The organism is Streptomyces sp. NPDC127068, from assembly GCF_042724695.1.
Lineage (GTDB): Bacteria > Actinomycetota > Actinomycetes > Streptomycetales > Streptomycetaceae > Streptomyces.
In genome coordinates this window covers 113,326-138,939 of sequence record NZ_JBHXEN010000011.1, presented here as the reverse complement: position 1 = coordinate 138,939, position 25,614 = coordinate 113,326, and the positions used below count along the sequence as shown (strand labels likewise).

Here is a 25,614-nt window from a genome sequence, read left to right as displayed (position 1 = left end):
CCCGGTGGTCGGGGGTCGGCTGGCGGGACGTCCGGCGGGTCGGGCGTGAGAACGGTCGTCGGCGTGGGAAGGCTGTCGGTGCGGGGACCGGTACTGGTGTTCCCCGGCTGACGCGATCGGGCGGACACCCCCCGGGCGGTCTTTCGGGACCGTGACGAATGTGCCACGTCCGACGCACCACATCGGGCCGGGACTTGACCCGGTTTGCCCGCATACCGGGTGGGTGGGGTGGCGGTTGCCGATCAGCGGCGGGGACCCGGGTCGTGGTGGGGCGGTGGACGGGCCTGCCGTACCGACGCTTTGGGTGATTAGGCTGGGACCGGGCGCGTCTTCGCATCCCCTTGAGCGGTCGAGAGCGACCCGGGGAAGGCCCGGCCGGCCGGCGGCGAGGTCCGGACCCGGGAACGACGCCCGCCATCGCGGCAAGCAGGGCGCTCGACCACACCAGGAGGAATTGTGAACAGCGATCGGGACGGGAAGCGCGGGGGCTGGGCCACACCCGACGATGACCAGTCCGACGCCGAGTCCGTCGAGGCGACGGGCGAGTTCACCATCGACTACGCCCCTCCCGCCTGGTACACGCAGAACTCCTCGGGGAGCGCGGGTGAGACTCCTTCGCCCTCCCCGGGCACGACGCCGCCCGTGCCCGCCGCGCCCCCCGTGGTTCCCCCCGTCCCCCCGGCCGCAGAGTCGCCCGTGCTGCCGTCCCAGACGCCGCGGGAGCCGTCCTCCGGGGCCTATGCACCGCCGCCTCCCACCGGTTCGGCCCTGCCCTTGCCGCCCCCGCCGGGCATCGGGGCGTCCACCGGCGCCCTCGTGCCGGGGTTGCCGCTCGGCTCGGGGTTCCAGCCGGCGGCACCTGAGGCCGCGGTGCCCGTCGTCCCCTCCGAACCCGCCGAAGCTCCCCCCGCGAAGGCCGCAAGCAGCGGGGCCGACGCCGGCGGTGACGGTGACCTGGAGAGCGGGGCGACGATGCGGATCTCCGTCACCGCGTTGAAGCGGGAGTTGACGGAACGCACCGACCGAGCCGACGGGCCGGACCCCGCGCCGACCGACGACGCGGCCGCCACGGCCGAGGGGACCGACGGCACGGAGGACGTTCCGGCGCGGGAGGATGCGCCCGAAGACGCACGACCCGAAACCGCGGCCGGAACCGGGGCCACGGCCGGGACCGGGTCCGAAACCGGGACCGCGTCCGAGGCCGGGACCGCGTCCGAGGCCGGGACCGAGGACGCCGGTGCGGTGATCGACGCCGCCACCGACACGGACGGCACCGGACCCGCGGCCTTGCACGACGTGGTGCCGCAGGACAGCAGGCCCGGCGACGCGCCCGTAGCCCCGCAAGCGGCTCCGCCCGCGGGCGTACCGCCCCAGTGGACGTCACCACCCGCCCGGCAGGGGGCGCTTCCCCCGCTGCCGCCCGCGTTCCGGGCGGTCGCCCCCGACGGCCCGGCCGGACCGTGGCCCACGCCGGACGCCCCGGCAGCCCCGACGTCGCCGGCCGCTCCGCCCGCCTCACCGGCGCCAGCGGCAGTCGCGCCCGCACCGGCACCAGCGCCGGTGCAACCGCCTGCCGTCGCCCCGCACGCACCGCAGGACGCACCGCAGGGAACGCCGGGAGCCGTGGGTGGCCAGCAGGTACCCGGGGGCTACGGCTTCCCCCAGCCCCCCGTACCCCACGTGCCCCCCGCGCCACCCACCTCCGCGCCCCAGACACCGCAGCCGCCCCAACAGCCCCAGGCACCCCAGGCACCGCAGGCGGCCCAGCCACAACCGGGCCCCGCCCTGCCCGGACCGCACCAACCCGGAGCACACCAGCAGCCCGGCCCGCAGGTACCGGTATTCCCCCAGCAGGGGTACCCGCAGCCGTACGCCCAGGACGCTCCGCAGCCGCCGGCCGGCGGTTACGGCTTCCCCCAGCAACCGCCCGCCCACCCCGGTGTCCAGCCGCCCGGTCCTGGCGCACCGGCAGCGTCGTACCCGCAACCGTTGCCCCAGGAGAACCCGCAGGTCCCGCCGTCCCCGTACGGGCAGCAGCCGGTCGACCCGCGGGCCGGCGCAGCATGGCCCCAGCCGCTCCAGCACGACCAGCGTGAGCGGACCTCGCCCGGCGCCCCGCTCGGGTACACGGCCGCGGTGGAGTTGTCCTCCGACCGGCTGCTCAACAGCAAGAAGCAACGGGCGAAGAGCAGCAGGCCGGTCGGCGGCGGTTCCCGGTTCCGGCTGGGCGGCAAGAAGGAGGAGGCGGAGCGGCAGCGCAAGCTCCAACTCATCCGCACGCCCGTGCTGTCCTGCTACCGCATCGCCGTCATCAGTCTGAAGGGCGGTGTCGGGAAGACGACCACGACGACCGCGCTCGGGTCGACGCTGGCCAGCGAGCGCCAGGACAAGATCCTGGCGATCGACGCCAACCCGGACGCGGGCACCCTCGGGCGCCGGGTCCGGCGGGAGACCGGTGCGACCATCCGTGACCTGGTGCAGGCGATCCCGTACCTGCACTCGTACATGGACATCCGGCGGTTCACCTCGCAGGCGTCCTCCGGACTGGAGATCATCGCCAACGACGTGGACCCGGCGGTGTCCACGACGTTCAACGACGAGGACTACCGGCGGGCGATCGACGTGCTCGGTCGGCAGTACCCGATCGTGCTGACGGACTCCGGTACGGGACTGCTGTACAGCGCGATGCGCGGGGTGCTGGACCTCGCCGACCAGCTGATCATCGTTTCGACGCCGTCGGTGGACGGGGCGAGCAGTGCGAGCACCACGCTGGACTGGCTCTCCGCGCACGGGTACGCGGAGTTGGTGGCCCGTTCGGTGACCGTGATCTCCGGAGTGCGGGAGACCGGGAAGATGATCAAGGTGGAGGACATCGTCAGCCACTTCCAGACGCGCTGCCGGGGTGTCGTCGTCGTGCCCTTCGACGAGCACCTCGCGGCGGGGGCCGAGGTCGACCTCGACATGATGCGCCCCAAGGTCCGTGAGGCGTACTTCAACCTGTCGGCGCTCGTCGCGGAGGACTTCGCGCGCGCCCAGCAGGTCCAGGGGCTGTGGACCTCGGACGGGAACCCCCCGCCGCAGCTCGCCCCGCCCATGCCGGGTCCCGGCCAGCCGGCCGCTCCCGGTCAACCGGTCGTTCCGGAGCAGCCGGGCTTCCCCGGTCAGCAGCCCGCGCCGGGCCACCCTGCACCCGCACCTGCTCCCGGACAGCACAGCTTCCCCGGTCAGCCGTATCCGCAGCAGGCGCCCGGCGCGCCCGGTGCCGCGTACGGCTGGCCGCAGCAGCCCGCGCCCGGACAGCAGTCGCCGGTCGCGGGGCAGCCAGCCGTTCCCGACCAGCCGTACCCGGCACCGGGACTGCCCGGCGGGTACGGGTTCCCGCCGGGCCAGCCCGCGGGGGCCCAACCGGGGGCGCCCGGACCGTGGCCGGGACAGGGACACCCGGCCGCCGCGCCGCTCCCGGAGCAGCAGTCGGCGAACGGCCCGGCCGACGCGCAGCCGAACGTCCCCGGCGCTCCGGACGGCCCGCCCCCGGCACCCCCCACGGGCTCCGGCCAGTAGGGTCCGCCCGCGCACGGCGCGCACGCACCGCCCCGAGGTCCCGCTCCGACGTTCCGGAGCGGGACCTCCGGCATGCCGGGCCCACGGTCACCCCCGGCGCGCACTCACCCGCACGGCGCGTACGATCCACTGCGCGCCGCCCGGTCGGCCCCGTGCACGCACTTCACCCCGATGCGCCCCTGTCCACGTTTGCGCAGGCCATGAGGGGTACGCGGGGATGGCGGTCGTTGACCCGGGGTCCGGGCGCTGATAGACACGCCTGACCCCCCGCCCGCTGTCACATCATCACTCCACAGCCTTCCTTCTCCCTCGAACCTCCCTGCGATCCTCCGTTCCCCCGCGAGCCCTGACGCGAGGTCACGAACCATGGAGCCCGAGCCGCCCGGACCAGCCCCCTCCCCCACGCCCCCCGCCACCCGCCGGACGCTTCCGGTCCCCGTCCGCTGCGCGTTCCGCGCCGCCGCCCTGGCCGCCTCGTTCGCCCTGCTGTCCGCGACGGTGCCCCCGGCCGCATCGGCCGCCCCGACGGCCGCGGTGACGACGGACGCCGCCACCGCGCCCGGATCGGACGGCGGGGGGACGCCCAGGACGCTGAAGGTCGCCGTGTCGCAGAGCGTCGACTCGCTGAACCCGTTCCTCGCCTCACGGCTCATCAGCACCAGCGTGCACCGGCTGATGTACGAGTACCTCACCAACTACGACCCGGTGGACAACCGCACCGTGCCCGGCCTCGCGACCTCGTGGCGGCCGTCCGCCGACAAGCTCACCTGGACGTACACGATCCGTTCCGGCGCCCGCTGGTCGGACGGGGTGCCGGTGACCGCCGAGGACGTGGCGTGGACGTTCCGGACGATGATGACCGACGAGGCGGCGGGCGCCGCGAACGGCAGTTACGTCGGCAACTTCCGCGAGGTCACCGCGCGGAGCCCCACCGTCCTGGTGATCACCCTGCGCACCCCCCAGGCGACGATGACCGCCCTGGACGTGCCGATCGTGCCCCGGCACGTCTGGGAGAAGACGGGTGACGTCGTGGGGGTCACCAACGACGACGGCTTCCCGATCGTCGGCAGCGGACCGTTCGTCCTGGTCGACTACGAGCCCGACAGCTACGTACGGCTGCGGGCCAACCCCGACTTCTGGCGGGGCGCGCCAGGATTCGACGAGCTGCTGCTCACGTACTACAAGGACGGTGACGCGGCGGTGGCCGCGCTGCGCAAGGGCGAGGTCTCGTTCGTCCAGGGCCTGACGCCGGCCCAGGCGAGGTCGCTGGCCGACGAACCGCACGTCACGGTGAACGACGCGCCCGGCCGTCGCTTCTACGCACTGGCCACCAACCCGGGGGCCCGGACCCGCGACGGGCGGCGCTTCGGCGACGGGCACCCCTCGCTGCTGGACCCGCGGGTGCGGCGGGCCCTGTTCATGGCCGTCGACCGGGAGGCGCTGGTCGACCGGGTGTTCCAAGGGCACGCGGTGCGCGGCGAGGGGTACCTCCCGCCGCGTTTCTCCACGTACCACTGGCGGCCGTCGGCAGAGCAGCGCGTTCCCCACGATCCGGCGGGGGCGGCCCGGCTGCTGGACCGGGCCGGGTACCGCAAGAACGCCGACGGGCTGCGGATCGGGGCGGACGGGAAGCCGATCACGTACCGCGTGCTGTGTCACGCCACCGACCCCAACGACAAGGCGATCGGTCGCTACCTCCAGGAGTGGTACGCCGAGTTGGGGATCGGGGTGGAGGTCGCGTGCCTGGACAACGTCACCGATCCCTGGACGGCCGGCGAGTACGACCTGGCCTTCGACGGCTGGTCGGTCAACCCCGACCCCGACTTCGTCCTGGCCCTGCACACCTGTGCCGCGCTCCCCGAGTCCCCGGGGGTGCCGGGTGCCACGGACAACTTCATCTGCGACCGGCGCTACGACGAGTTGTACGCCCGCCAGCTCGCCGAGTACGCGCCCGACCGGCGCGCCGAGCTGGTGCGGCAGATGCAGTCGCGGCTGTACGACACCGGGTACATGAACGTGCTGGCGTACCCGAACGCCGTGGAGGCGTACCGGTCGGACCGGATCGGTTCGATCACGACGATGCCCGCCGCCGCGGGCAACATCTACGGTCAGGACGGTTACTGGAGTTGGTGGTCGGCGACCCCGGCGCGGCCCTATCGGCCGGACGGGGGCGCGGCTCCGGGCGGGGTGCTGGTCGGACTCGCGGCGACGGGTGCGGTCCTCGCCTGCGGCGCGGGAGCGGTGGCGCTGCGCCGCCGGGCCACGGTGGACGACCGTGAGTAGCGCACCGGGGCTGCTCGGGACGCCGGCGCGGTCCCGTGCCGGGCGTCCGGGGGCGGCAGCGGCCTCCGGCTACGCCCGGTACGCGGCGGGCCGGCTGGCGGGCGCTGCGGTGTCGCTGCTGGCCGTGCTGGTGACCGGGTTCTTCCTGTTCCGGCTGATCCCCGGCGATCCGGTGAAGTTCATGACCGGGGGCCGTCCGGTGTCGGCGGAGCAACTGGCCGCCTACCGAAGGGAGTTCGGTCTCGATCTGCCGTGGTGGCAGCAGTTCACGGACTACTGCGGACGGGCGCTGACGGGTGACCTCGGCTCGTCGTACCAGTTCCGCACGCCGGTGATCGACAAGATCGTGGAGGCGCTGCCGAACACCCTGCTGCTGACGGGTACGGCGTTCGTCCTGTACACGGCCCTCGGGGTGTTCCTGGGGACCCGTGCGGCCTGGCGGCGGGGCGGTCCCGGCGACCGGTTCCACACCGGGCTGGCGCTGACGTTGTACTCGGTTCCGTCGTTCTGGCTGGGGCTGCTGCTGATCGTGGTCTTCTCGGTGGGCGCCGGGCCGGTGCCGGGGCTGTTCCCCACGGGCGGGATGGAGTCGGGCACCTCGCAGGGCGTCGGGTACGTGCTGGACGTCGCGCACCACCTGGTGCTGCCGGTGGTCACCCTGGTCGCGGTGGAGTACGGGCAGACCCTGCTGGTGACCCGGTCGGCGCTGCTGGACGAGGTGGGCGCCGACTACCTGACGACGGCCCGCGCCAAGGGTCTGCGGGACGTGCAGGTCCGCCGGCGGCACGCGGTGCCGAACGCGGCGCTGCCCACGGTCACCCTGGTCTTCGTCAATCTGGGGCGGGTCGTCGCGGGCACCATCCTGGTGGAGACGGTGTTCTCCTGGCCGGGTCTGGGCGGACTGTTCTACCAGGCGCTCAGCGTGCCCGACCTGCCGCTGGTCCAGGGGCTGTTCCTGGTGTTCGCGGCGGCCGTGATCCTGATGAACACGGTGGCCGACCTGATCTGTCCGTTCCTCGATCCCCGGGTGGGCCGATGACCGTGCGCACCGACACCGCCCCGCCGCCACCGGGACGCGCACCCGGCCCGCGGGCCCTCGCCCGGAAGCGGCGGCGCGACAGTGCCACCCGGTTCTGGCGCCGCTACCGCGCCCACCGCTCGGGGGTGCTGGGGCTCCTCGCCCTGGTGCTGTGCGCACTGCTCGCGCTGACCGCGCCGTGGACCGTGGGGGACGAGGTGCGCAGCGTGACGCGGGCGACGGGCGGGCCGATGGAGGGGCCGAGCGCCGCGTTCTGGCTGGGCACCGACCAGTTCGGGCGGGACCTGTTCGGATTGCTGGTGTGGGGTGCGCGGGTGTCGCTGATGGTGGGGCTGCTCGCGGCGGTGCTGTCGGTGGCGATCGGTGCGCTGGTGGGGATCACCGCGGGGCACTTCCGGGGCTGGTACGGGACGGTGGCGATGCGGGTCACCGACTGGTTCCTGGTGATGCCGACGCTGGTCCTGGCGATCGCGCTGGCCACCGTGCTGTCCCGTTCGCTGGGCACCGTCGTGCTGGCGATCGGGGTGACGACCTGGCCGACCACGGCCCGGTTGGTGCGGGCGCAGACGATGGCCGTGGAGTCCCGCCCGTACATCGAGCGGGCGCGGGCGCTCGGCGGCGGGCACCGGCACGTCATGGTGCGGCACGTGGTGCCGAACGTGCTGCCGCTGGTGCTGGCGCAGACCACGCTCGGCATCTCGGGGGCGATCCTCGCCGAGGCCACGCTGGCGTTCCTGGGGCTCGGCGATCCCACGGTGACGTCCTGGGGCGGGATGCTCCAGGACGCGCGGGAGGCGGGGGCGGTCAGCGCGGGCCACTGGTGGTACCTGGTGCCGCCGGGCCTGGCGATCGCGGCGGTGGCGCTGGCGTTCACGCTGTGCGGGCGGGCCGTCGAGTCGGTACTGAACCCGAGGTCGGGAGCGGCACGATGAGCGGACCCCTGCTGGAGGTGCGGGACCTGACGGTGACCTACCCGGGCGGGGCGGCGGCCGTGCGCGGGGTGGACCTCTCGCTGGCGGCGGGCAGGCGGCTCGGGGTCGCCGGTGAGTCGGGGTGCGGCAAGTCGACCCTGGCGCTGGCCCTGCTGCGGCTGCTGCCGACCGGGACGGTGACCCGGGGCACGGTCCTGCTCGACGGGGAGGACGTGCTGACCATGCGGTGGGGGCGGCTGCGGGCGGTGCGCTGGGCGGGGGCCTCGATCGTCTTCCAGGGGGCGATGCACTCGTTGAACGCGGTGCGTCGGATCGGCGACCAGATCGCCGAACCCGTCCTGCTGCACCACCGGGCGAGCCCCGCGCAGGCGCGGCGACGAGCGGGGGAACTCCTCGAACAGGTCGGTCTGCCGTCCGGCCGGGCGCACGCCTACCCGCACGAACTGTCCGGCGGTCAACGTCAACGGGTCATGATCGCGATGGCGTTGGCCTGCGATCCACGGCTGATCGTCGCGGACGAGCCGACGACCGCGCTGGACGTGATGGTGCAGGCCCAGGTCCTCGACCTGCTGGACGGCCTCGTCACCGACCGCGGACTCGGGCTGATCATGATCAGCCATGATCTGGCGGTGCTCGCGGACCGTTGCGACCGGCTCGCGGTGATGTACGCGGGCCGGATCGTCGAGGAGGGACCGGCGCGCCGGGTCTACGAGGACCCGTTGCACCCCTACGGGCGGGCGTTGTCGGGGTCGTTCCCGCGGATCGGCGATCCGGCCTCCCGGTTCGCGCCCCGGGGTCTGCCGGGTGATCCTCCCGATCCGGCGGCGCTGCCGTCCGGCTGTGCGTTCCGGCCCCGGTGCCCGGTGGCCCTCGACGGCTGCGAGCGGGACGACCCGGCGCTGCGGGACGCCGACGGTGCCCCGGACCTCGACGTCGGGGCGCGCCGGGCGGCCTGTGTGTTGATCGGGGTCGGCGGGGTGCCGGGCCCGGGGGCGGTCCCCCCGCTGGAGGACCGTCCGGTGGACGGAACGGTCGTCACGAACGGGGCGGACGGGGTCACCGGTGCCGGGCCACTGGTGGGTGGCCCGGACGCACCGGGACCCGAGCCCGAGGACGGAGTGAGGAGCGGGACCGCCCCATGAACGACCGGCCCATGAACGACCACGCCATGGACTACCACCCCAGGGGCGACGCCCCCGTGAACGACGCCCTGCTCAGTGCCCGGGGCCTGCACGTGGTCTTCCCCGGCCGCCCGGGCACGGCCGGGGCCCGCGCCGTCGACGGGGTGGACCTCGACGTCCACCGCGGCGAGATCGTGGCCCTGGTCGGCGAGTCCGGCTGCGGCAAGTCGACGCTCGCCCGGACCCTGCTCGGCCTGGTACGCCCCACCTCAGGCACCGTCAGCTACGCCGGGGCGCCACTGGCGTACGGCGGGCGGGCCCTCAAGGCGTACCGTGCGCGGGCCCAGTTGGTGCTCCAGGACCCCAGCGGCTCGCTGAACCCCCGGCACACGGTGTACGAAGCGGTGGCCGAGGGGCTGCGCATCCACCGGTACGGGGGCGACGAACGGGCGGCGGTGACGGGAGCCCTGTCCCGGGCCGGGCTACGACCACCGGAACGTTTCCTCCTGCGCTACCCGCACGAACTCTCGGGCGGCCAGCGGCAGCGCGTGGTGATCGCGGGGGCCCTGGTCCTGGAACCCGAACTCCTGGTCGCCGACGAGCCGGTGGCCTCCCTGGACGCCTCCGTGCGCGGAGAGATCCTGGCGCTGCTGCTGCGGCTGCGGTCCGAACTCGGGCTGGCCGCGCTGGTGGTGACCCATGACCTGGGTCTGGCGTGGAACATCGCCGACCGGGTGGCGGTGATGTACCTGGGCCGCATCATCGAGACGGGACCCGTGGAGCGGGTGCTGACGGCTCCTCAGCACCCGTACACCCAGGCCCTGTTGTCGGTGCTGCCGGAAACGCCCGGGGCGGCCGTCGTGCTGTCCGGTGAGCCGCCGGACCCGGCCCGCGTCCCCGCGGGTTGCCGGTTCCACGTGCGCTGTCCGGTCCTCGCGGACGGCCGGGCCGACCGGGCGGGAGTGTCCGCGGCCTGCCGGACCCGCGACCTCCCGGTACTGACCGCTACGGCGACCCGTACCGCCTGCCACTGGGCGAGCGCCCGCCCCGGCTAGGACAAGGGACGGACTGGCTCGGCTAGGACGCCTCGGCGATCAGCGTCTTCGACTGCCGCACGTCCTCCGCCATCGCGACGAGCAGGTCGTCGATGGTCTCGAACTTGGTCATGCCCCGCACGTACGCCAGGAAGTCCACGGCGACGTGCAACCCGTACAGGTCCAGGTCGACCCGGTCGATGGCGTACGCCTCCACCGTGCGGGCGGTGCCGTCGAAGGTGGGGTTGGTGCCCACCGAGATCGCCGCGGGCATCGACTCGTCCCCGACCTGGAGCCATCCCGCGTACACCCCGTCCGCGGGGATCGCGGTGTGCGGCAGCGTCTCCACGTTCGCGGTGGGGTAGCCCAGCTCACGGCCGCGCTGGGCGCCGCGGACGACGACGCCCTCGACGCGGTGCGGGCGGCCGAGGATCTCCGCCGCGCCGGCCACGTCGCCCTCGGCGACCAGCCGCCGGGTGAGGGTGGACGAGAAGGGTTCGCCGCCGCCCGCCTCCCCGGTGACGCACAGGTCGATGACCTCGACGGCGTAGTCGTACGTTCCGCCCAGCTCGGACAGGAGGGCGACGTTCCCTGCGGCCCGGTGGCCGAACCGGAAGTTGGGGCCCTCGACGACGGCCCGTGCGTGCAGCTTGTCGACGAGCACCTTGACCACGAAGTCCGCGGGCGACAGCCGGGAGAACTCGGTGGTGAACGGCAGGATCAGCAGGGCGTCGACGCCCAGCTCCGCCATCAGCTCGGCGCGGCGGTGGTGCGGGGCGAGCAGCGGGGGGTGGCTGCCGGGTCGGACGACCTCGCTGGGGTGCGGGTCGAAGGTGACGACGACGGAGGGGACGCCCAGCTCCCGGGCGCGGGCCACGGTACGGCCGATGATCAGCTGATGCCCGCGGTGGACCCCGTCGTAGGACCCGATCGTGACGACGCTGCGCCCCCAGTCCTCGGGGATGTCCTCCAAGCCACGCCAGCGCTGCACTGTGCCGCTCCTTGTCGCATTCCTGGTCTCACCTGTGGCGGTCCGGCGACCGCGGTCCTGGCCGGATCCGCGCATGCGTCGGATCCGCAGGTCTAAGAGTGCCATGCCCCTCACGCGCAGTCGGCATCGGCATCCGCCGCGGGCGGGACGACCCCGGCGGGTCGGTCCGCGCCCCGGCGGTCCGGACGGGGGGCTTCGCCGCCGTCAGGCGAAGACGGCTAGGCTCTTCGCCTTGCCCCGGGATTCCTCCACCAGCACGATGAACCGGCCGTCGGAGTCGTACACCCCGACCGCGCCCGCTCCGGCGTACTCGTCGGGCATCTCCAGCCGCACTCCGTTGAGCAGCAGCTGGGCGCGCCGGGTGTCGACGTCCCAGCGGGGGAACGCGGCGGCGGCGGCCTCGGCGACCGGCATGACGGTGAGTTCGCGCTGGAGGTCGTCGAGGGTCCGGGCGGAATCCAGCTTGTAGGGGCCGACCCGGGTGCGGCGCAGCGCGGTGAGGTGTCCGCCGACGCCCAGCGCGGCCCCGAGGTCCCGGGCGAGCGCCCGGATGTACGTCCCGGAGGAGCACACGACGGAGACGACGAGGTCCAGCACGGGCGTGCCGTCCTCGGCGACGGCCGGTCGGACGTCGTACACGGCGAAGGACGACACGGTGACGGGGCGGGCGGGGATCTCGAAGTCCTCGCCCTCCCGCGCCCGCTTGTAGGAGCGCTTGCCGTCGATCTTGATGGCGCTGACCTTGGACGGGACCTGCATGATGTTCCCGGTCAGCACCGCGACCTCGGCGTCGATGGCCTCGCGGGTCACCTCGGAGGCCGGGGTGGAGGTCAGGACGTCGCCCTCGGCGTCGTCGGTGACGGTGTCCTGGCCGAGGCGGATGGTCCCGAGGTACTCCTTCTCGGTGAGCGCGAGGTGCCCGAGGAGCTTGGTCGCGCGCTCGACGCCGAGGACGAGGACGCCGGTGGCCATGGGGTCGAGGGTTCCGGCGTGGCCGACCCGCCGGGTGCGGGCGATGCCGCGCATCTTGGCGACCACGTCGTGCGAAGTGAAGCCCGACGGCTTGTCCACGATCACGAGGCCGTCGGGCACGGGGGGCTTGCTGGTCATGCTCGGGAGACGCCGCCGTTCTGCTCGTCGTCCCCGTCGGCGGGGGCCTCAGGGTCGTCGGGCGCCGCGTCCTCGTCGGCGGGCTTGCGGTAGGGGTCGGCCCCGCCCGCGTAGGTGGCGCCCGCGGAGGTCTCGCGGACCTTCGCGTCGGACGCCCGGGCCCGGTCGAGGAGGCCCTCGATGGTGCGGGCGGTGTCGGGGAGCGCGTCGGCGACGAAGGTGAGGGTCGGGGTGAACTTCACGCCCGCGGCGCGGCCCACCTCGGAGCGAAGCACACCCTTGGCGCTCTCCAGCCCGGCCGCGGCGGCGGCCCGCTCCTCGTCGTCCCCGTACACGGTGTAGAAGACGGTCGCTTCCCGCAGGTCACCGGTGACCCGGGTGTCGGTGATGGTGACATGGGTGCCCAGCCGGGGGTCCTTGATCCCACGCTGGAGCTTCTGGGCCACCACCTCCCGGATGAGGTCCGCCAGCCTCTTAGCCCGCGCGTTGTCGGCCACTGGTCCGTCTCCTTCTTGAAAACCTTGCGTGTGCTGCTCGTACTGGGTCGGCCGGTCCTCGTGGGGCCGACCGTGTCGTGGGGACGCGGCTGCGTCAGTCGTCGTCCCGGTGGAGCCTGCGCCGTACGGACAGGAGTTCCACTTCCGGCCGTCCCGCAACCAGCCTTTCGCAGCTGTCGAGGAGCTCGGCCAGGTGCCCGGTGTCCCCGGACACCGCCGCGAGACCGATCTCGGCCCTGCGGTGGAGGTGCTGGTTGCCGGTCTCCGCAACGCTCACCGCGTACTTGCGTCGGAGTTCCGCGACGATCGGCCGTACCAGTGAACGCTTCTCCTTGAGCGAGTGGACGTCGCCGAGGAGCAGATCGAAGGACAGGGTCCCCACGTACATGTGTGTCCGGATGTCCCGCCGGTTCGGGTTCAAGGGCCGTGCCGCCCGTGCGGCGGGCCCGGCGGCCCCGCCGATCGCACGGCGGGGACACCTGAACCGTACACGCGACGGCCGGGGCCGATCGACGGGATTTTCCCCGCCGACCGGCCCCGGTCCGGACCGCACGGGCCGCCCGGCGGGAAGCCGGGCGACCACCGGGCGCACTAGGCGCGCGGCTTCTCGCGCATCTCGTACGTCGCGATGACGTCGTCGACCTTGATGTCGTTGAAGTTGCCGAGGTTGATACCGCCCTCGAACCCTTCGCGGATCTCGGTGACGTCGTCCTTGAAGCGGCGCAGGCCCTCGATGTTGAGGCTCTCCGCGATGACCTTGCCGTCGCGGAGCAGGCGGGCCTTGGTGTTGCGCTTGACCTCGCCGGACCGGATGAGGACACCGGCGATGTTGCCCAGCTTGGACGAGCGGAAGACCTCGCGGATCTCCGCCGTGCCCAGCTCGACCTCTTCGAACTCCGGCTTGAGCATGCCCTTGAGGGCCGCTTCGATCTCTTCGATCGCCTGGTAGATGACCGAGTAGTAGCGGACGTCCACGCCTTCGCGCTCGGCCATCTGCTGTGCCCGCCCGGCGGCGCGCACGTTGAAGCCGATCACGATGGCGTCCGAGCCCATCGCCAGGTCGATGTCGGACTCCGTGACCGCACCGACGCCGCGGTGCAGCACCCGGATGTCGACCTCTTCGCCGACGTCGAGCTGGAGCAGCGAGGACTCCAGGGCCTCGACCGAACCGGACGCGTCGCCCTTGATGATGAGGTTGAGCTGCTGGATCTCGCCGGCCTTGAGCACCTTGTCCAGGTCCTCCAGGGAGACGCGACGCACCCGCTTGGCGAAGGCCGCGTTGCGCTCGCGCGCCGCACGCTTCTCCGCGATCTGGCGGGCCGTGCGGTCCTCGTCGACGACGATGAAGTTGTCGCCGGCGCCGGGGACGTTGGTGAGACCCAGGACCTGCACCGGGGTGGAGGGACCGGCCTCGTCGAGGGTGTTGCCCTGGTCGTCGTGCATGGCACGGACCCGACCGTAGGCGTCACCGACGACCATGGTGTCGCCGACCCGCAGCGTTCCGCGCTGGACCAGGACGGTCGCGGTGGCACCGCGGCCCCGGTCGAGACGGGCCTCGATCGCGATGCCCTGTGCGTCCTGCTCCGGGTTGGCCCGCAGGTCGAGCGAGGCGTCGGCGGTGAGGACGACGGCCTCCAGCAGGCTGTCGATGTTCAGGCCCTGCTTGGCGGAGATGTCGACGAACATGGTGTCGCCGCCGTACTCCTCGGCCACCAGACCGAACTCGGTGAGCTGACCGCGCACCTTGGTCGGGTCGGCGCCCTCGACGTCGATCTTGTTGACCGCGACCACGATCGGCACCTCGGCCGCCTTGGCGTGGTTCAGCGCCTCGATCGTCTGGGGCATCACACCGTCGTTGGCCGCCACCACGAGGATCGCGATGTCGGTCGACTTGGCACCGCGGGCACGCATGGCGGTGAACGCCTCGTGACCCGGGGTGTCGATGAAGGTGATGCGACGGTCGTCGCCGTTGACCTCGGTCGCGACCTGGTAGGCACCGATGTGCTGGGTGATGCCGCCGGCCTCGCCCGCGATGACGTTCGTCTTGCGGATGGCGTCGAGCAGTCGGGTCTTTCCGTGGTCGACGTGACCCATGACGGTGACGACCGGCGGACGCGAGACGAGGTTCTCCTCGCCGCCCTCGTCCTCGCCGAACTCCAGGTCGAAGGACTCCAGGAGCTCGCGGTCCTCCTCCTCGGGGCTGACGACCTGGACGACGTAGTTCATCTCCTCGGCCAGCATGACCAAGGTGTCGTCGGAGACCGACTGGGTCGCGGTGACCATTTCACCGAGGTTCATCATGACCGCGACGAGCGACGCCGGGTTGGCGTTGATCTTCTCCGCGAAGTCGGTGAGGGACGCACCGCGCGACAGGCGAATGGTCTCGCCGTTGCCGCGGGGCAGCATCACGCCGCCGACCGACGGGGCCTGCATGGCCTCGTACTCCTGGCGCCGCTGCCGCTTCGACTTGCGACCTCGTCGGGCCGGACCGCCGGGACGACCGAAGGCGCCCTGCGTGCCACCACGGCCACCGGGACCGCCGGGACGACCGCCGAAGCCGGGACGGCCGCCGCCGCCACCGAAGCCGCCGCCACCGCCGCCGCCACCGGGGCGACCGGCGAAACCGCCGCCACCACCGGGACGGGCACCGCCGCCGCCACCGCCGGGACGACCGGCGAAGCCGCCGCCGCCACCGGGACGACCGCCGCCGCCACCCGGACGGGCACCGGCACCGGGACCGCGACCGCCACCCGGGCCACCGCCGGGGCGGGGACCGGCAGCCGGACGCTGCGGCATCATGCCGGGGTTCGGACGGTTACCGCCGGGGCCGCCGCCGGGACGCGGGGCCTGCGGACGGGGCATGCCGCCCGGAGTGGGACGCGCACCGCCGGGACCGGCCTGCGGACGGGGACCGCCCTGACCGGCGCCCTGGGGACGCGGAGCGCCGCCGGGAGCACCGCCGCCGGGACGCGGGGCGCCACCGGGACGGGGCGTCTGCGGACGCGCCATGCCGGTGGAACCACCGGACGTGAACGGGTTGTTGCCCGGACGCGGGCCCGCGGGGCGGGCACCGGGACGCGGGGCCTGGCCGCCGGGGCGTGCGCCCTGGCCGCCGGGACGCGGGGCACCGGAACGGTCGCCGCCGCGCGGCTGTCCGCCCTGGCCACCCTGTCCGCCCTGACCGGCGGGGCCGCCGGGGCGACCGCCGGGACGCGGACCGTCACCGGGGCGGTTGCCCTGGCGGGGAGCGTCGGCGGGACGTGCGGGCGCCGCCGGGGGCGCCGTGAACTCGGGGACTCCCGGCGCGGGCGCGGCCGGAGTGGCCGGCGCGGGGCGCGGGGCCGGCTTCTGGGCCGGGGCGGGCCGCGGGCCGGGGGCCGGCGGGGCGGGACGCTCCGCGGCGGGCGGCTTCGGGGCCGCCGGGCGCGGCGGACCCGGACGTGCGGCCGGCGCGGCACCGGGGGTCGCCTGACCCGTCGGGGCCGGAGTCGACGAAGGCGCCGCCGGCATCGGGGGCCGCGGCGTTGCCTTCCTGGGGGCCGAGGGCTTCGCACCGGACCTGCCGGAGCCACCACCCTGGAATGCGTCAGTCAGTTTACGTACGACAGGCGCCTCGATCGTCGAGGACGCCGAACGTACGAATTCACCGAGTTCTTGGAGCTTGGCCATGACGACCTTGCTCTCTACACCGAACTCCTTGGCGAGCTCGTATACCCGGACCTTAGCCACTTCGCTCCTTTGAGGTCCGGGTTACGCCGGACCGTCGCTACTTCATGGGCGTACTCATCGCGTACTCATCGAGTGCTCATCGCAATCTCGACCTACTTCCAACTCGCGAGGTACTGGGCCGCACGGGGCTTCGCACGGCGCCTGTTACGTATTACGTGGTGTCACCCGTGACCATCTGGGTCAGCGCCTGGGTGTCGAGCTGTGTCCGGGCCCTCAGGGCTCGGACGAGAGCGCGACGGCGCACCGCCAGATCGAGACAGACCGGGACGGGATGCACGTACGCACCCCGGCCGGGCAGCGTACCGCGAAGGTCGGGGACGCAGGCGTCCCCCTTCTGCACGATACGCAGCAGTTCGTTCTTGGCCGCTCGCTCCCGACACCCCACACAGGTGCGTTCAGGGCGTGCGCGGGCTTGCGTCCGGCCAGACACGTTCTAGTCTACCTCCCCGTACGGACCCCATTCCTGCGGGGGCGGGCCACTCACCTGATGGTTCTCCCGCCGACACGTGCGGCGGGGCTCCGCGGGCGGGCGGTGGGCCCGCGGAACCGCCCCTTGCCTCAGGGGCGCCGGTACTCAGACCGGTCCGACCGGTCTGACCGGTCCGACTGGTCCGGCTCCTGCTCGGTGTCCGGGCGGATGTCGATGCGCCAGCCGGTGAGGCGGGCGGCGAGGCGGGCGTTCTGGCCCTCCTTGCCGATCGCCAGTGACAGCTGGTAGTCGGGCACGATCACCCGGGCGGAGCGCGCCGCGAGGTCCACGACCTCCACCTTGGTCACCCGAGCGGGGGACAGCGCGTTGGCGACCATGTCGGCGGGGTCGTCGGACCAGTCGACGATGTCGATCTTCTCGCCGTTGAGTTCCGCCATGACGTTGCGGACCCGGCCGCCCATCGGGCCGATGCAGGCGCCCTTGGCGTTCAGTCCGGAACGCGTCGAACGGACCGCGATCTTCGAACGGTGTCCGGCCTCGCGCGCGATCGCCGCGATCTCGACGGACCCGTCGGCGATCTCCGGCACCTCCAGCGCGAAGAGCTTCTTCACCAGGCTGGGGTGGGTGCGCGAGAGGGTGACGGAGGGACCGCGCACGCCCTTGGCCACCCGGACGACGTACGTCCGCAGCCGCATGCCGTGCGGGTACTCCTCGCCGGGCACCTGCTCCTGCACTGGGAGGATGGCTTCCAGCTTGCCGATGTCCACGAGCACGTTGCGCGGGTCGCGGCCCTGCTGGACGACACCGGTGACGATGTCTCCCTCGCGGCCCGCGTACTCGCCGAGCGTCACGTCGTCCTCGGCGTCCCGCAGTCGCTGGAGGATCACCTGCTTGGCGGTGGTCGCGGCGATCCGGCCGAAGTCCGACGGGGTGTCGTCGAACTCGCGCGCCTCCTGCCCCTCCTCCAGGTCCTCGGGGTCCTCCTTCGCCCAGACGGTCACGTGACCGGTCTCGCGGTTGAGTTCCACCCGCGCGTGACGCCGGCTTCCCTCGGTGCGGTGGTAGGCGATGAGGAGGGCCGATTCGATCGCCTCGACCAGCAAGGAGAAGGAGATCTCCTTCTCCCGCACCAAGCCCCGCAGGGCACTCATGTCGATGTCCACGACTACGCCTCCTCTTCTTCCGTGTCGTCGGTCAGGTCGGTGTCGTCACCGGCCGGGCCGGTGGTCTGCTTGCGGTTGAACTCGATCTCCACCCGCGCCTTGGCGATCTCGTCGAACGCGAGCCTGCGGGCGGTGGGCTTGCGGCCCTTGACGCCGGGGACTTCGAGGTCGAGACCGTCCTCGTCCACCTGGTTGATCCGGGCGGTCAACTCGCCGCCGGCGACCAGCTGGAAGCGGACCAGACGGCCGGTGGCCCGCACGTAGTGGCGGTGCAGGGTGAGCGGTCGGTCGGCGCCGGGGGAGGTGACCTCCAGGACGTACTCGCCGGAGCCCATCACGTCGGTGGCGTCGAGTTCGTCCGAGATCGTCCGGCTCAGCTCCGCGCAGGTGTCGAGGAGCACGCCCTCGTCGGAGTCCACCACCACGCGCAGCACGCGCCGCTTGCCCGCCGGAGACACGCTGACCTCTTCGAGATCGAGTTCCTGGGCGGTCACGAGCGGTTCCAGCAGCTCGCGCAGCCTCTCGCTCTGGGTGGTGCTCATCCGGGTGACTCCTCGGCCGCGTGTGCTGTTGTGGGAAGGTCCTGTGTCCGGTCAAAGGGTATCCGCTCCCGGAGGGTGTTGCCGTCCGCGGCCGGTGGCCGTGCGGGTACGGTGATCACGGGCGTACAGCCCGTGTCTCCCGTCCTGCCACCGCGAGTTCCCGAGGACGTCCGCCATGCCGTTCCCCCTGCCGCCGCGTGCCCGGTCCGGGCCGCGCCGAAGGACTCTGCTCGCGGGTGTCGCGGGCGTCAGCCTGGCCGCCACGGTCACCACCGGCTGCACCTCGGACGCCGACGACCCGTCGGGGACGACGAGGAAGCAGGCGTCCGCCGCCGAACGTGCCCGGGTCCGCACGGCCGACGAGAGCCGGGAGTTGGGCGAACGCTACGACCGGGTGCTCGCCGCGCACCCCTCGCTCGCCAAGCGGCTGGCGCCGCTGCGGGCCGAGGTCGCGAGCCACGAGAAGGCGTTCGACCGGACCGGTCGGTCGGCCTCCCCCGAGGCGTCCGCCGGCGCGGCCGGCTCGGTCTCCCCCGCCACCGGTGCCGCCCCGGAGCCCGTGCCGGACGCGCCCCGCGAGGCGCTCGGCTGGCTCGCCGGGCAGGAGCGGAAGCTGTCCGGCGCCCGGACCGCGCGGGCCCTGGAGGTCCCCGGCGAGCTGGCGCGGCTGCTCGCCTCGGTGGCGGCGGCCGGCGCCGCGCACGCGTACCTGTTGACGGAGGGCGACAAGTGACCGACGAGCGCCGTGCCCGGGAGCGGGCGAAGGCCGCCGAACTGACGGCGCTGCGGGCGGCCCTGGACGCCGAACACGCGGCCGTGTACGGCTACGGGGTGGTCGGCGGCAAGGTGCACGAGGACCGGCGGGGCGAGGCCCGCGCCGCGCACGACGCGCACCGGGCCCGCCGTGACGCCTGGCAGCGCGCGGTGCGGGACCTCGGCGGGGACCCGGTGCCGGCGGCGCCCGGGTACGCGCTGCCGTTCCCGGTCGCGGACACCGGCAGCGCGGTCCGGCTGGCCGCCCAGCTGGAGGACCGGCTCGCCGGGGTGTACGCCGACCTGGTCCGGGCCTCGCAGGGGGCGCGGCGGCGGTCGGCGGTGGACGCGCTGCGGGAGGCGGCGGTCCGCGCGGCCCGCTGGCGGGGCGGCAGCGTAGCCTTCCCTGGGCTCGCCGAGCGGTCCGCGGGCCCGGGTGGTTCGCCGGCCCCGCGGGCATCCCGCTAGCTCGGGCGCGGCCCGCGACACGCTCAGGAAGGACACCCCCCACTCATGGTTTTCGAAGCGCCGGAACGCCTGGTCCGGGCGCTGGCCGAGGCACGCGCGGACACCACCCGCGACACGGGGCCCGACGGGGCGTGGCTCGACGCCCTGCCCCGGCTCCTGGACCGGGCGGTGGCCGGTGCCGGGCTCACGGTGGAACGGGTGCCGGTGCCCGGGGGGCGCAGTGGTCTGGTGGTGCTGGTGGGCCGGTCGGACGGGACGTCCGCCGCGCTGAAGCTGGCCCCGCCCGGTGCGCACCCGGAGCAGGAGCGGGCGGCGCTGGAGCACTGGGGCGGCCTGGGGGCCGTCCGGGTGCTGCCCGGTGCTCCCGTCGTGGGCGGGATGCTGCTGGAACGGTTGCAGCCGGACGTGTCCGTGCGGTCGCTGCCGGAGGCCAAGGCGATGTTGGAGGCCGCGGGCGTGCTGCGGCGGCTGTGGGTCGAGCCGCCGGTGGACCACGGGTTCGGCACGGTCGCCGAGGTGACCGGTCGGCAGGCCGCGGTGCTGAAGTCGGCCGCCGATCCGGAGGTCGCCGAGGTGGTGACGGCGGCGCTCGACGCGCGCGACGCGCTGGTGGCGGTGCCCGCGGACGAGCGGCTGCTGCACGGGACGTTCCGGCAGAGCAAGGTGCTGGCCGGGGAGCGGACGCCGTGGTTGGCGGTGGGGCCCGAGCCGCTGGTGGGCGACCCCGCGTACGACCTCGCGCGGCTGGTGCGGGACCGGGTGGAGGACCTGGTCGCGACGTCGTCCGGGGCGGGGGTGGCTCGGCGGCGGGTTCGCCGGCTGGCGGAGTCGCTGGAGGTGGACCCCGAGCGGGTGCGGGGGTGGGCGCTGTTTCGTGCGGTCGAGTCCGCGGTGCGGTCCCGGGGCTTGGGGCGCCCCGGGGACGCGGAGCTTCTTCTGGAGTACGCCACGTGGTTGTAGCTTCGGGTGCGCTGTGGTTGCCCGCGCAGTTCCCCGCGCCCCTCGGGGGGTGCCTGCGGCGGTGCGCTGTCGGGGTGCGGGTCTGCTGCGGTCACCCGCGCAGTTCCCCGCGCCCCTGACGGGGCCCGAACCGGCCCGCCCGACAGAGCGCCCCGATAGGGGCGCGGGGAACTGCGCGGGGGAGCACGACGCACCCGCGCTGAACCACGAACCGCTACGCGGTCAAGCGGGCCACCGCTTCCGCGACGGTCAGTTCCTCGCGCTCACCGGTGCGCCGGTCCTTCACCTCGACGACGCCCTCCGCGGTCCGCCGCCCCGCGACGACGATGGTCGGCACCCCGATCAGCTCCGCGTCGGTGAACTTGACCCCGGGCGACACCCCCGCACGCTCGTCCACGAGCACCCGCAGGCCCGCAGCGGCCAGCTGCTCGGAGACGTCGAGCGCCAGCTCCGTCTGCGCGGCCTTGCCCGCGGCGACGACGTGCACGTCGGCGGGGGCGATCTCCCGCGGCCAGCAGAGTCCCTGCTCGTCGGCGGACTGCTCGGCCAGCGCGGCCACCGCGCGGGAGACGCCGATGCCGTAGGAGCCCATGGTCACCCGGACGGGCTTGCCCTGCTGGCCGAGCACGTCGAGCTGGAAGGTGTCGGCGTACTTGCGGCCGAGCTGGAAGATGTGGCCGATCTCGATCGCGCGCCCCAGCTTGAGGCCGGTGCCGCACTTCGGGCAGGGGTCGCCCTCCTCGACCACGACGACGTCGAGGTAGTCGTCCACGGTGAAGTCACGGCCGCAGACGACGTTGCGGGCGTGGGTGTCGGGCTTGTTGGCGCCGGTGATCCAGGCGGTGCCGGGGGCGATCCGCGGGTCCGCGAGGTAGCGGACCTTCTCCAGTCCCTGCGGGCCGACGTAGCCGCGGACCAGGTCGGGGCGGCCCTCGAAGTCCTCGGCGGTGACCAGTTCCACCACGGCGGGGGCGAGGTGCTCGCCGAGCTTGCCGAGGTCCACCTCGCGGTCGCCGGGCACGCCGACGGCGACGATCTCGCCGTCGACCTTCACCAGGAGGTTCTTCAGGGTGGCCGAGGCGGGAACGCCCAGGTGCTCGGCGAGGGTCTCGATGGTCGGGGTGTCGGGGGTGTCCAGCTCCTCGACGGGCCCGTGCTCGGCGCCGTCGACGGGGGTCAGCGCGAAGGTGACGGCCTCGGTGTTGGCCGCGTAGTCACAGGCGGGACAGTCCACGAAGGTGTCCTCGCCGGCGGCTGCGGGGGCCAGGAACTCCTCGGAGGCGGAGCCGCCCATCGCACCGGAGACGGCCGACACGATCCGGTAGTCGAGGCCGAGGCGCTGGAAGATCTTCTGGTAGGCCCCGCGGTGCAGCCGGTAGGACTCGGCGAGCCCCTCGTCGGTGGTGTCGAAGGAGTACGAGTCCTTCATTTGGAACTCGCGCCCGCGCAGCACGCCGGACCGGGGGCGGGCCTCGTCGCGGTACTTCGTCTGGATCTGGTACAGCATGACCGGAAGGTCCTTGTAGGACGCCACCTGGTCCTTGACGACGAGGGTGAAGATCTCTTCGTGGGTGGGGCCGAGCAGGTACTCGCCGCCCTTGCGGTCCTTGAGCCGGAACAGCAGGTCGCCGTACTCCTCCCAGCGCGCCGAAGCCTCGTAGGGCTCCTTGGGCAGCAGGGCGGGCAGCAGGACCTCCTGGGCGCCGATGGCGTCCATCTCCTCGCGGACCACGCGCGAGATGTTGTCGAGGACCTTCTTGCCGAGCGGGAGCCAGGTCCAGATGCCCGCCGCGTTGCGGCGCACGTATCCGGCGCGGACCAGCAGCTTGTGGCTGAGCGTCTCGGCGTCCGCCGGGTCGTCGCGCAGTGTCTTGACCATCAATCGGGACATGCGCTGGACCTGGGCCATGGTGAACTCCTGCGTGGAAAGGGTGATGGGCAGGAGGTTAGCCGGGCCCGCCGGGCGGGCGGAAATCGGTTGCGCGCCGTCAGCGGGATCAGGGGGCTCGGCGGGCGGGTCGGGCGGGCCCCCCGCGCAGCAGCGGCAGCGGCGCGCCCATGATCACGTAAGGCCGGGGGGCGCTGGGGAAGTGGACCTGTCGGGCGAGGTCGCGGTAGCCGAGGGCGCGGTACAGCGCCCGGGCCGGGCTCTCGGTGTCGATCGCCGACAGGATCGAGCGGGGGTGCGGCGCGTCGTCCGTGATCGTGGTGATCAGGGACCGGCCGATGCCCCGGTTCTGGTGCCGGGTGCGCACATGGAGTTCGGTGATGACGAAGGCGTCGTCGAGCCAGCCGTCGTTGCCCTGGAGCCTGAGGTAGGGCTGGACGACGGTCGACCACCAGTGGGTGCGGTCGTTGGGCATGCCGTACACGAATCCGACGAGCCGGTCGTCGCCGAGGGTGGCGCCGAACGCGCGGGCGCCGGGCTGGTTCATGTGTCGCAGGACGATCTGGCGGCGCACGTTGACCTCGTCCCGGCCCAGTCCGAACGCGTCGGCCTGCACGGCCAGGGCCTCGTCGACCCGGGCCGCGAGGTCCAGGGGCCCGATCGTGAAGTCGTCGGGCGTGCGCGAGCCGAACCCGGGAATCCGCAACATGCGGGGAGCGTACCCCGGGGCCGACCAGCCGGTACGGGGAGCGGGCCGGGGAGCGGCGCTCGGCGCGGGGAGGTCAGAACAGGACGCTCATGAACGCGCCGGTCTCACGGAAACCGACCCTGCGGTACGCGGCGCGGGCCGCGGTGTTGTAGTCGTTCACGTAGAGGCTCACCACGGGGGCGACGTCGGCGAGGGCGTAGCGGAGCACGGCGGCCATGCCGGGGGCCGCGAAGCCCTGTCCGCGGTACTCGGGGGCGACCCAGACGCCCTGGATCTGGCAGGCCCGCGGGGTGGCGGCGCCGATCTCCGCCTTGAAGACGACCTTGCCGTCCCGGTCCACCCGGGCGAAGGACCGTCCCGCGCCGACCAGCTCGGCGACCCTCGCCTGGTAGAGCAGTCCGCCGTCCCCGGCGAGCGGGGAGACCCCGACCTCCTCGGTGAACATGGCCACGCACGCGGGCATGATCGTTTCCAGTTCGTCCTTGCGGACGCGGCGGACGTACGGGTCGGGGGTGACGGTGTCGGAGAGCCGGTCGGTGACCATCAGGGGTTGGTTCGGCCGGACTTCGCGGGCGGGGCCCCAGGAGGGTTCGAGGAGTCGCCACAGTTCGGCGGTGGTCTCGGCGGGGCCGACGATGGAGGAGCAGCGGCGGCCGGCGCGGCGGGCGCGGTCGGCGAAGCCGCGGACGGCCCGCGGGGTGGCGCAGAGGGGGACCAGGTTGGCGCCCGCGTAGCAGAGGGACGCCAGGGTGCCGTCCTCGTACCAGCCCCACATCTCGCCGCCCAGGCGCCAGGGGTCCAGGCCGGCGACCTGGACCCGTGAGGTCACGAAGGCGTTGGCCACCGGGTCGCGGTCGAGGACCGTGAGGGCGGCTTCTAGGTCGCTCGGTTCGAGGACCCTGGTGGTGGTCTGGGTCAACACGGGTGCGGGGGCCTCACCGGGTGGGCTGCTGGTCCTGGCACTGTACCTGCCGGTGAGGAGCCGTGCGCTGCCCGTGCGGGGGCCGGACCGTGGGGCCCGTCCCGGGCGGGTCGCCGGGGCCCGCGGCGGGTGTCGTCACGGGCCCGCGGCCCGGTTGGGGGGCGGGCCCGGGGCGGTACGGGTCAGCCGGCGACGGAGACGGTGGGTTCGCCGGAGGCGACGCCGTCCTTCTCCATCTGCTCGGCGATCTTCATGGCCTCGTCGATCAGGGTCTCCACGATCTTGGACTCGGGGACGGTCTTGATGACCTCGCCCTTCACGAAGATCTGGCCCTTGCCGTTGCCGGAGGCGACGCCGAGGTCCGCTTCGCGGGCCTCGCCGGGGCCGTTCACCACGCAGCCCATCACGGCGACCCTCAGCGGCACCTCCATGCCCTCCAGGCCGGCGGTGACCTCCTCGGCGAGCTTGTAGACGTCCACCTGGGCGCGACCGCAGGAGGGGCAGGACACGATCTCCAGGCGGCGCTGGCGCAGGTTGAGCGACTCCAGGATCTGGATGCCGACCTTGATCTCCTCGGCCGGCGGGGCCGACAGGGAGACCCGGATGGTGTCGCCGATGCCCTCGGCGAGCAGGGCGCCGAACGCGACGGCCGACTTGATGGTGCCCTGGAAGGCCGGACCGGCCTCGGTGACGCCCAGGTGCAGCGGGTAGTCGGACTGGGCGGCGAGCTGGCGGTACGCGTTGACCATGATCACCGGGTCGTTGTGCTTGACGGAGATCTTGATGTCGCGGAACCCGTGCTCCTCGAACAGCGAGGCCTCCCACAGCGCCGACTCGACGAGGGCCTCGGGGGTGGCCTTGCCGTACTTCTGGAGCAGTCGGCGGTCCAGCGAGCCCGCGTTCACGCCGATGCGGATGGGGGTGCCCGTCTCGCCCGCGGCCTTCGCGATCTCGCGCACCTTGTCGTCGAACTGCTTGATGTTGCCGGGGTTCACCCGGACCGCGGCGCAGCCCGCGTCGATCGCCGCGAAGACGTACTTCGGCTGGAAGTGGATGTCCGCGATCACCGGAATCTGAGACTTCCGGGCGATGATCGAGAGCGCGTCGGCGTCGTCCTGGGTGGGGCAGGCCACCCGGACGATCTGGCAGCCGGAGGCCGTCAGCTCGGCGATCTGCTGGAGCGTCGCCCCGATGTCGGACGTGCGCGTGGTCGTCATCGACTGGACCGAGACCGGCGCGTCGCCGCCCACCGCGACGGACCCGACCTGGATCTGCCGGCTCTTGCGGCGTTCGGCGAGCTTGGTCGGAACGGACGGCATGCCGAGCGAAATCGCAGTCATCTGCTGTGCAACCCCAAGGTGTGGATCGAGGTCCCGTCATCAGCGGGCTCCGATGGCTCAGATTACGGCACCGGTACCGCCCCGAGCACATCGCGCCGCCCGGTGCACCTCACGGGTGGGCGGCCGGACAGACGTGCTGTCC

Annotated in this window: 21 protein-coding genes; 9 read left to right on the top strand and 12 right to left on the bottom strand. The window is 73.4% G+C overall.

Annotated elements, in window-relative coordinates; genetic code table 11:
• The first annotated feature begins 456 nt into the window (after positions 1–456).
• From ACFWIA_RS09645 to ACFWIA_RS09620, 6 genes are all read left to right on the top strand, one after another.
• Positions 457–3,561, top strand: coding sequence for an SCO5717 family growth-regulating ATPase (locus ACFWIA_RS09645; protein WP_387002110.1), 3,105 nt, complete (start codon positions 457–459; stop codon positions 3,559–3,561).
• A gap of 366 nt (positions 3,562–3,927) precedes the next feature.
• Entirely contained in the window at positions 3,928–5,844 is a 1,917-nt protein-coding gene (locus tag ACFWIA_RS09640; protein ID WP_387002108.1) for an ABC transporter substrate-binding protein, read from the top strand.
• A 10-nt stretch (positions 5,845–5,854) separates the two neighbouring features.
• A complete protein-coding gene (locus ACFWIA_RS09635; RefSeq protein ID WP_387002154.1) occupies positions 5,855–6,883 on the top strand; it encodes an ABC transporter permease in 1,029 nt (342 codons plus the stop codon).
• Positions 6,880–7,815, top strand: coding sequence for an ABC transporter permease (locus tag ACFWIA_RS09630; protein WP_387002106.1), 936 nt, complete (start codon positions 6,880–6,882; stop codon positions 7,813–7,815). Before ACFWIA_RS09635 ends, ACFWIA_RS09630 begins: the two co-directional genes overlap by 4 nt.
• Entirely contained in the window at positions 7,812–8,957 is a 1,146-nt protein-coding gene (locus tag ACFWIA_RS09625; RefSeq protein ID WP_387002104.1) for an ABC transporter ATP-binding protein, read from the top strand. The genes ACFWIA_RS09630 and ACFWIA_RS09625 overlap by 4 nt, the downstream gene beginning before the upstream one ends.
• A 26-nt stretch (positions 8,958–8,983) precedes the next feature.
• Positions 8,984–9,991 (top strand): ABC transporter ATP-binding protein, encoded by a 1,008-nt coding sequence (locus ACFWIA_RS09620; RefSeq protein WP_387002152.1) that lies wholly within the window; start codon positions 8,984–8,986, stop codon positions 9,989–9,991.
• 22 nt (positions 9,992–10,013) lie between these two features.
• Here the strand turns inward: ACFWIA_RS09620 and ACFWIA_RS09615 are convergent, their stop codons facing one another.
• The 8 genes from ACFWIA_RS09615 to rimP all read right to left on the bottom strand — a co-directional run bounded on the left by ACFWIA_RS09615 (position 10,014) and on the right by rimP (position 18,432).
• Complete coding sequence (locus tag ACFWIA_RS09615; RefSeq protein ID WP_387002102.1) at positions 10,014–10,961, bottom strand: bifunctional riboflavin kinase/FAD synthetase; 948 nt, start codon at positions 10,959–10,961, stop codon at positions 10,014–10,016.
• 204 nt (positions 10,962–11,165) lie between these two features.
• Positions 11,166–12,071: a tRNA pseudouridine(55) synthase TruB gene (gene truB / locus ACFWIA_RS09610; RefSeq protein ID WP_387002100.1), complete on the bottom strand. Its 906-nt coding sequence runs from the start codon at positions 12,069–12,071 to the stop codon at positions 11,166–11,168.
• Positions 12,068–12,568 (bottom strand): 30S ribosome-binding factor RbfA, encoded by a 501-nt coding sequence (gene rbfA / locus ACFWIA_RS09605; RefSeq protein WP_387002098.1) that lies wholly within the window; start codon positions 12,566–12,568, stop codon positions 12,068–12,070. Before rbfA ends, truB begins: the two co-directional genes overlap by 4 nt.
• Before the next feature lie 94 nt (positions 12,569–12,662).
• On the bottom strand, positions 12,663–12,956 hold the full coding sequence (locus ACFWIA_RS09600; RefSeq protein WP_385491685.1) for a DUF503 domain-containing protein: 294 nt from the start codon (positions 12,954–12,956) through the stop codon (positions 12,663–12,665).
• A 203-nt stretch (positions 12,957–13,159) separates the two neighbouring features.
• On the bottom strand, positions 13,160–16,297 hold the full coding sequence (gene infB, locus ACFWIA_RS09595; RefSeq protein ID WP_387002096.1) for a translation initiation factor IF-2: 3,138 nt from the start codon (positions 16,295–16,297) through the stop codon (positions 13,160–13,162).
• Between the two features lie 151 nt (positions 16,298–16,448).
• Positions 16,449–16,727: a YlxR family protein gene (locus tag ACFWIA_RS09590; protein WP_387002094.1), complete on the bottom strand. Its 279-nt coding sequence runs from the start codon at positions 16,725–16,727 to the stop codon at positions 16,449–16,451.
• A gap of 128 nt (positions 16,728–16,855) precedes the next feature.
• Complete coding sequence (nusA, locus tag ACFWIA_RS09585; RefSeq protein ID WP_387002092.1) at positions 16,856–17,890, bottom strand: transcription termination factor NusA; 1,035 nt, start codon at positions 17,888–17,890, stop codon at positions 16,856–16,858.
• 2 nt (positions 17,891–17,892) lie between these two features.
• Entirely contained in the window at positions 17,893–18,432 is a 540-nt protein-coding gene (rimP, locus tag ACFWIA_RS09580) for a ribosome maturation factor RimP (RefSeq protein ID WP_387002090.1), read from the bottom strand.
• A 175-nt stretch (positions 18,433–18,607) separates the two neighbouring features.
• On the opposite strand from rimP, the gene ACFWIA_RS09575 reads away from it, so the two are divergent.
• From ACFWIA_RS09575 to ACFWIA_RS09565, 3 genes are read left to right on the top strand one after another with little or no spacing between them, the layout of a single operon-like run.
• Positions 18,608–19,165, top strand: coding sequence for a hypothetical protein (locus tag ACFWIA_RS09575; RefSeq protein WP_387002088.1), 558 nt, complete (start codon positions 18,608–18,610; stop codon positions 19,163–19,165).
• Positions 19,162–19,653 carry a ferritin-like domain-containing protein gene (locus ACFWIA_RS09570; RefSeq protein ID WP_387002086.1) on the top strand — a complete coding sequence of 164 codons (492 nt, stop codon included), beginning with the start codon at positions 19,162–19,164 and terminating at the stop codon, positions 19,651–19,653. The genes ACFWIA_RS09575 and ACFWIA_RS09570 overlap by 4 nt, the downstream gene beginning before the upstream one ends.
• Positions 19,654–19,698: 45 nt before the next feature.
• Positions 19,699–20,613, top strand: a complete 915-nt coding sequence (locus ACFWIA_RS09565; RefSeq protein WP_387002084.1) for an aminoglycoside phosphotransferase family protein — start codon at positions 19,699–19,701, stop codon at positions 20,611–20,613.
• Positions 20,614–20,827: 214 nt separating this feature from the next.
• Here the strand turns inward: ACFWIA_RS09565 and ACFWIA_RS09560 are convergent, their stop codons facing one another.
• The 4 genes from ACFWIA_RS09560 to ispG all read right to left on the bottom strand — a co-directional run bounded on the left by ACFWIA_RS09560 (position 20,828) and on the right by ispG (position 25,472).
• The gene (locus ACFWIA_RS09560) at positions 20,828–22,522 is read right to left on the bottom strand and encodes a proline--tRNA ligase (RefSeq protein WP_387002082.1); all 1,695 of its coding nucleotides are present in this window, start codon (positions 22,520–22,522) and stop codon (positions 20,828–20,830) included.
• An 88-nt stretch (positions 22,523–22,610) separates the two neighbouring features.
• Complete coding sequence (locus tag ACFWIA_RS09555) at positions 22,611–23,210, bottom strand: GNAT family N-acetyltransferase (RefSeq protein WP_387002080.1); 600 nt, start codon at positions 23,208–23,210, stop codon at positions 22,611–22,613.
• 73 nt (positions 23,211–23,283) lie between these two features.
• On the bottom strand, positions 23,284–24,132 hold the full coding sequence (locus ACFWIA_RS09550) for a GNAT family N-acetyltransferase (protein ID WP_387002078.1): 849 nt from the start codon (positions 24,130–24,132) through the stop codon (positions 23,284–23,286).
• Between the two features lie 182 nt (positions 24,133–24,314).
• On the bottom strand, positions 24,315–25,472 hold the full coding sequence (gene ispG / locus ACFWIA_RS09545; RefSeq protein WP_387002076.1) for a flavodoxin-dependent (E)-4-hydroxy-3-methylbut-2-enyl-diphosphate synthase: 1,158 nt from the start codon (positions 25,470–25,472) through the stop codon (positions 24,315–24,317).
• Between the last annotated feature and the right edge of the window lie 142 nt (positions 25,473–25,614).

Coding starts and splice junctions, on each gene's coding strand:
- ACFWIA_RS09640 (WP_387002108.1), top strand. CDS start 3,928: ATGGAGCCCGAGCCGCCCGGACCAGCCCCCTCCCCCACGCCCCCCGCC.
- ACFWIA_RS09630 (WP_387002106.1), top strand. CDS start 6,880: ATGACCGTGCGCACCGACACCGCCCCGCCGCCACCGGGACGCGCACCC.
- ACFWIA_RS09625 (WP_387002104.1), top strand. CDS start 7,812: ATGAGCGGACCCCTGCTGGAGGTGCGGGACCTGACGGTGACCTACCCG.
- ACFWIA_RS09620 (WP_387002152.1), top strand. CDS start 8,984: ATGGACTACCACCCCAGGGGCGACGCCCCCGTGAACGACGCCCTGCTC.
- truB (WP_387002100.1), bottom strand. CDS start 12,071: ATGACCAGCAAGCCCCCCGTGCCCGACGGCCTCGTGATCGTGGACAAG.
- ACFWIA_RS09600 (WP_385491685.1), bottom strand. CDS start 12,956: ATGTACGTGGGGACCCTGTCCTTCGATCTGCTCCTCGGCGACGTCCAC.
- rimP (WP_387002090.1), bottom strand. CDS start 18,432: ATGAGCACCACCCAGAGCGAGAGGCTGCGCGAGCTGCTGGAACCGCTC.
- ACFWIA_RS09575 (WP_387002088.1), top strand. CDS start 18,608: ATGCCGTTCCCCCTGCCGCCGCGTGCCCGGTCCGGGCCGCGCCGAAGG.
- ACFWIA_RS09565 (WP_387002084.1), top strand. CDS start 19,699: ATGGTTTTCGAAGCGCCGGAACGCCTGGTCCGGGCGCTGGCCGAGGCA.
- ACFWIA_RS09560 (WP_387002082.1), bottom strand. CDS start 22,522: ATGGCCCAGGTCCAGCGCATGTCCCGATTGATGGTCAAGACACTGCGC.
- ACFWIA_RS09555 (WP_387002080.1), bottom strand. CDS start 23,210: ATGTTGCGGATTCCCGGGTTCGGCTCGCGCACGCCCGACGACTTCACG.
- ispG (WP_387002076.1), bottom strand. CDS start 25,472: ATGACTGCGATTTCGCTCGGCATGCCGTCCGTTCCGACCAAGCTCGCC.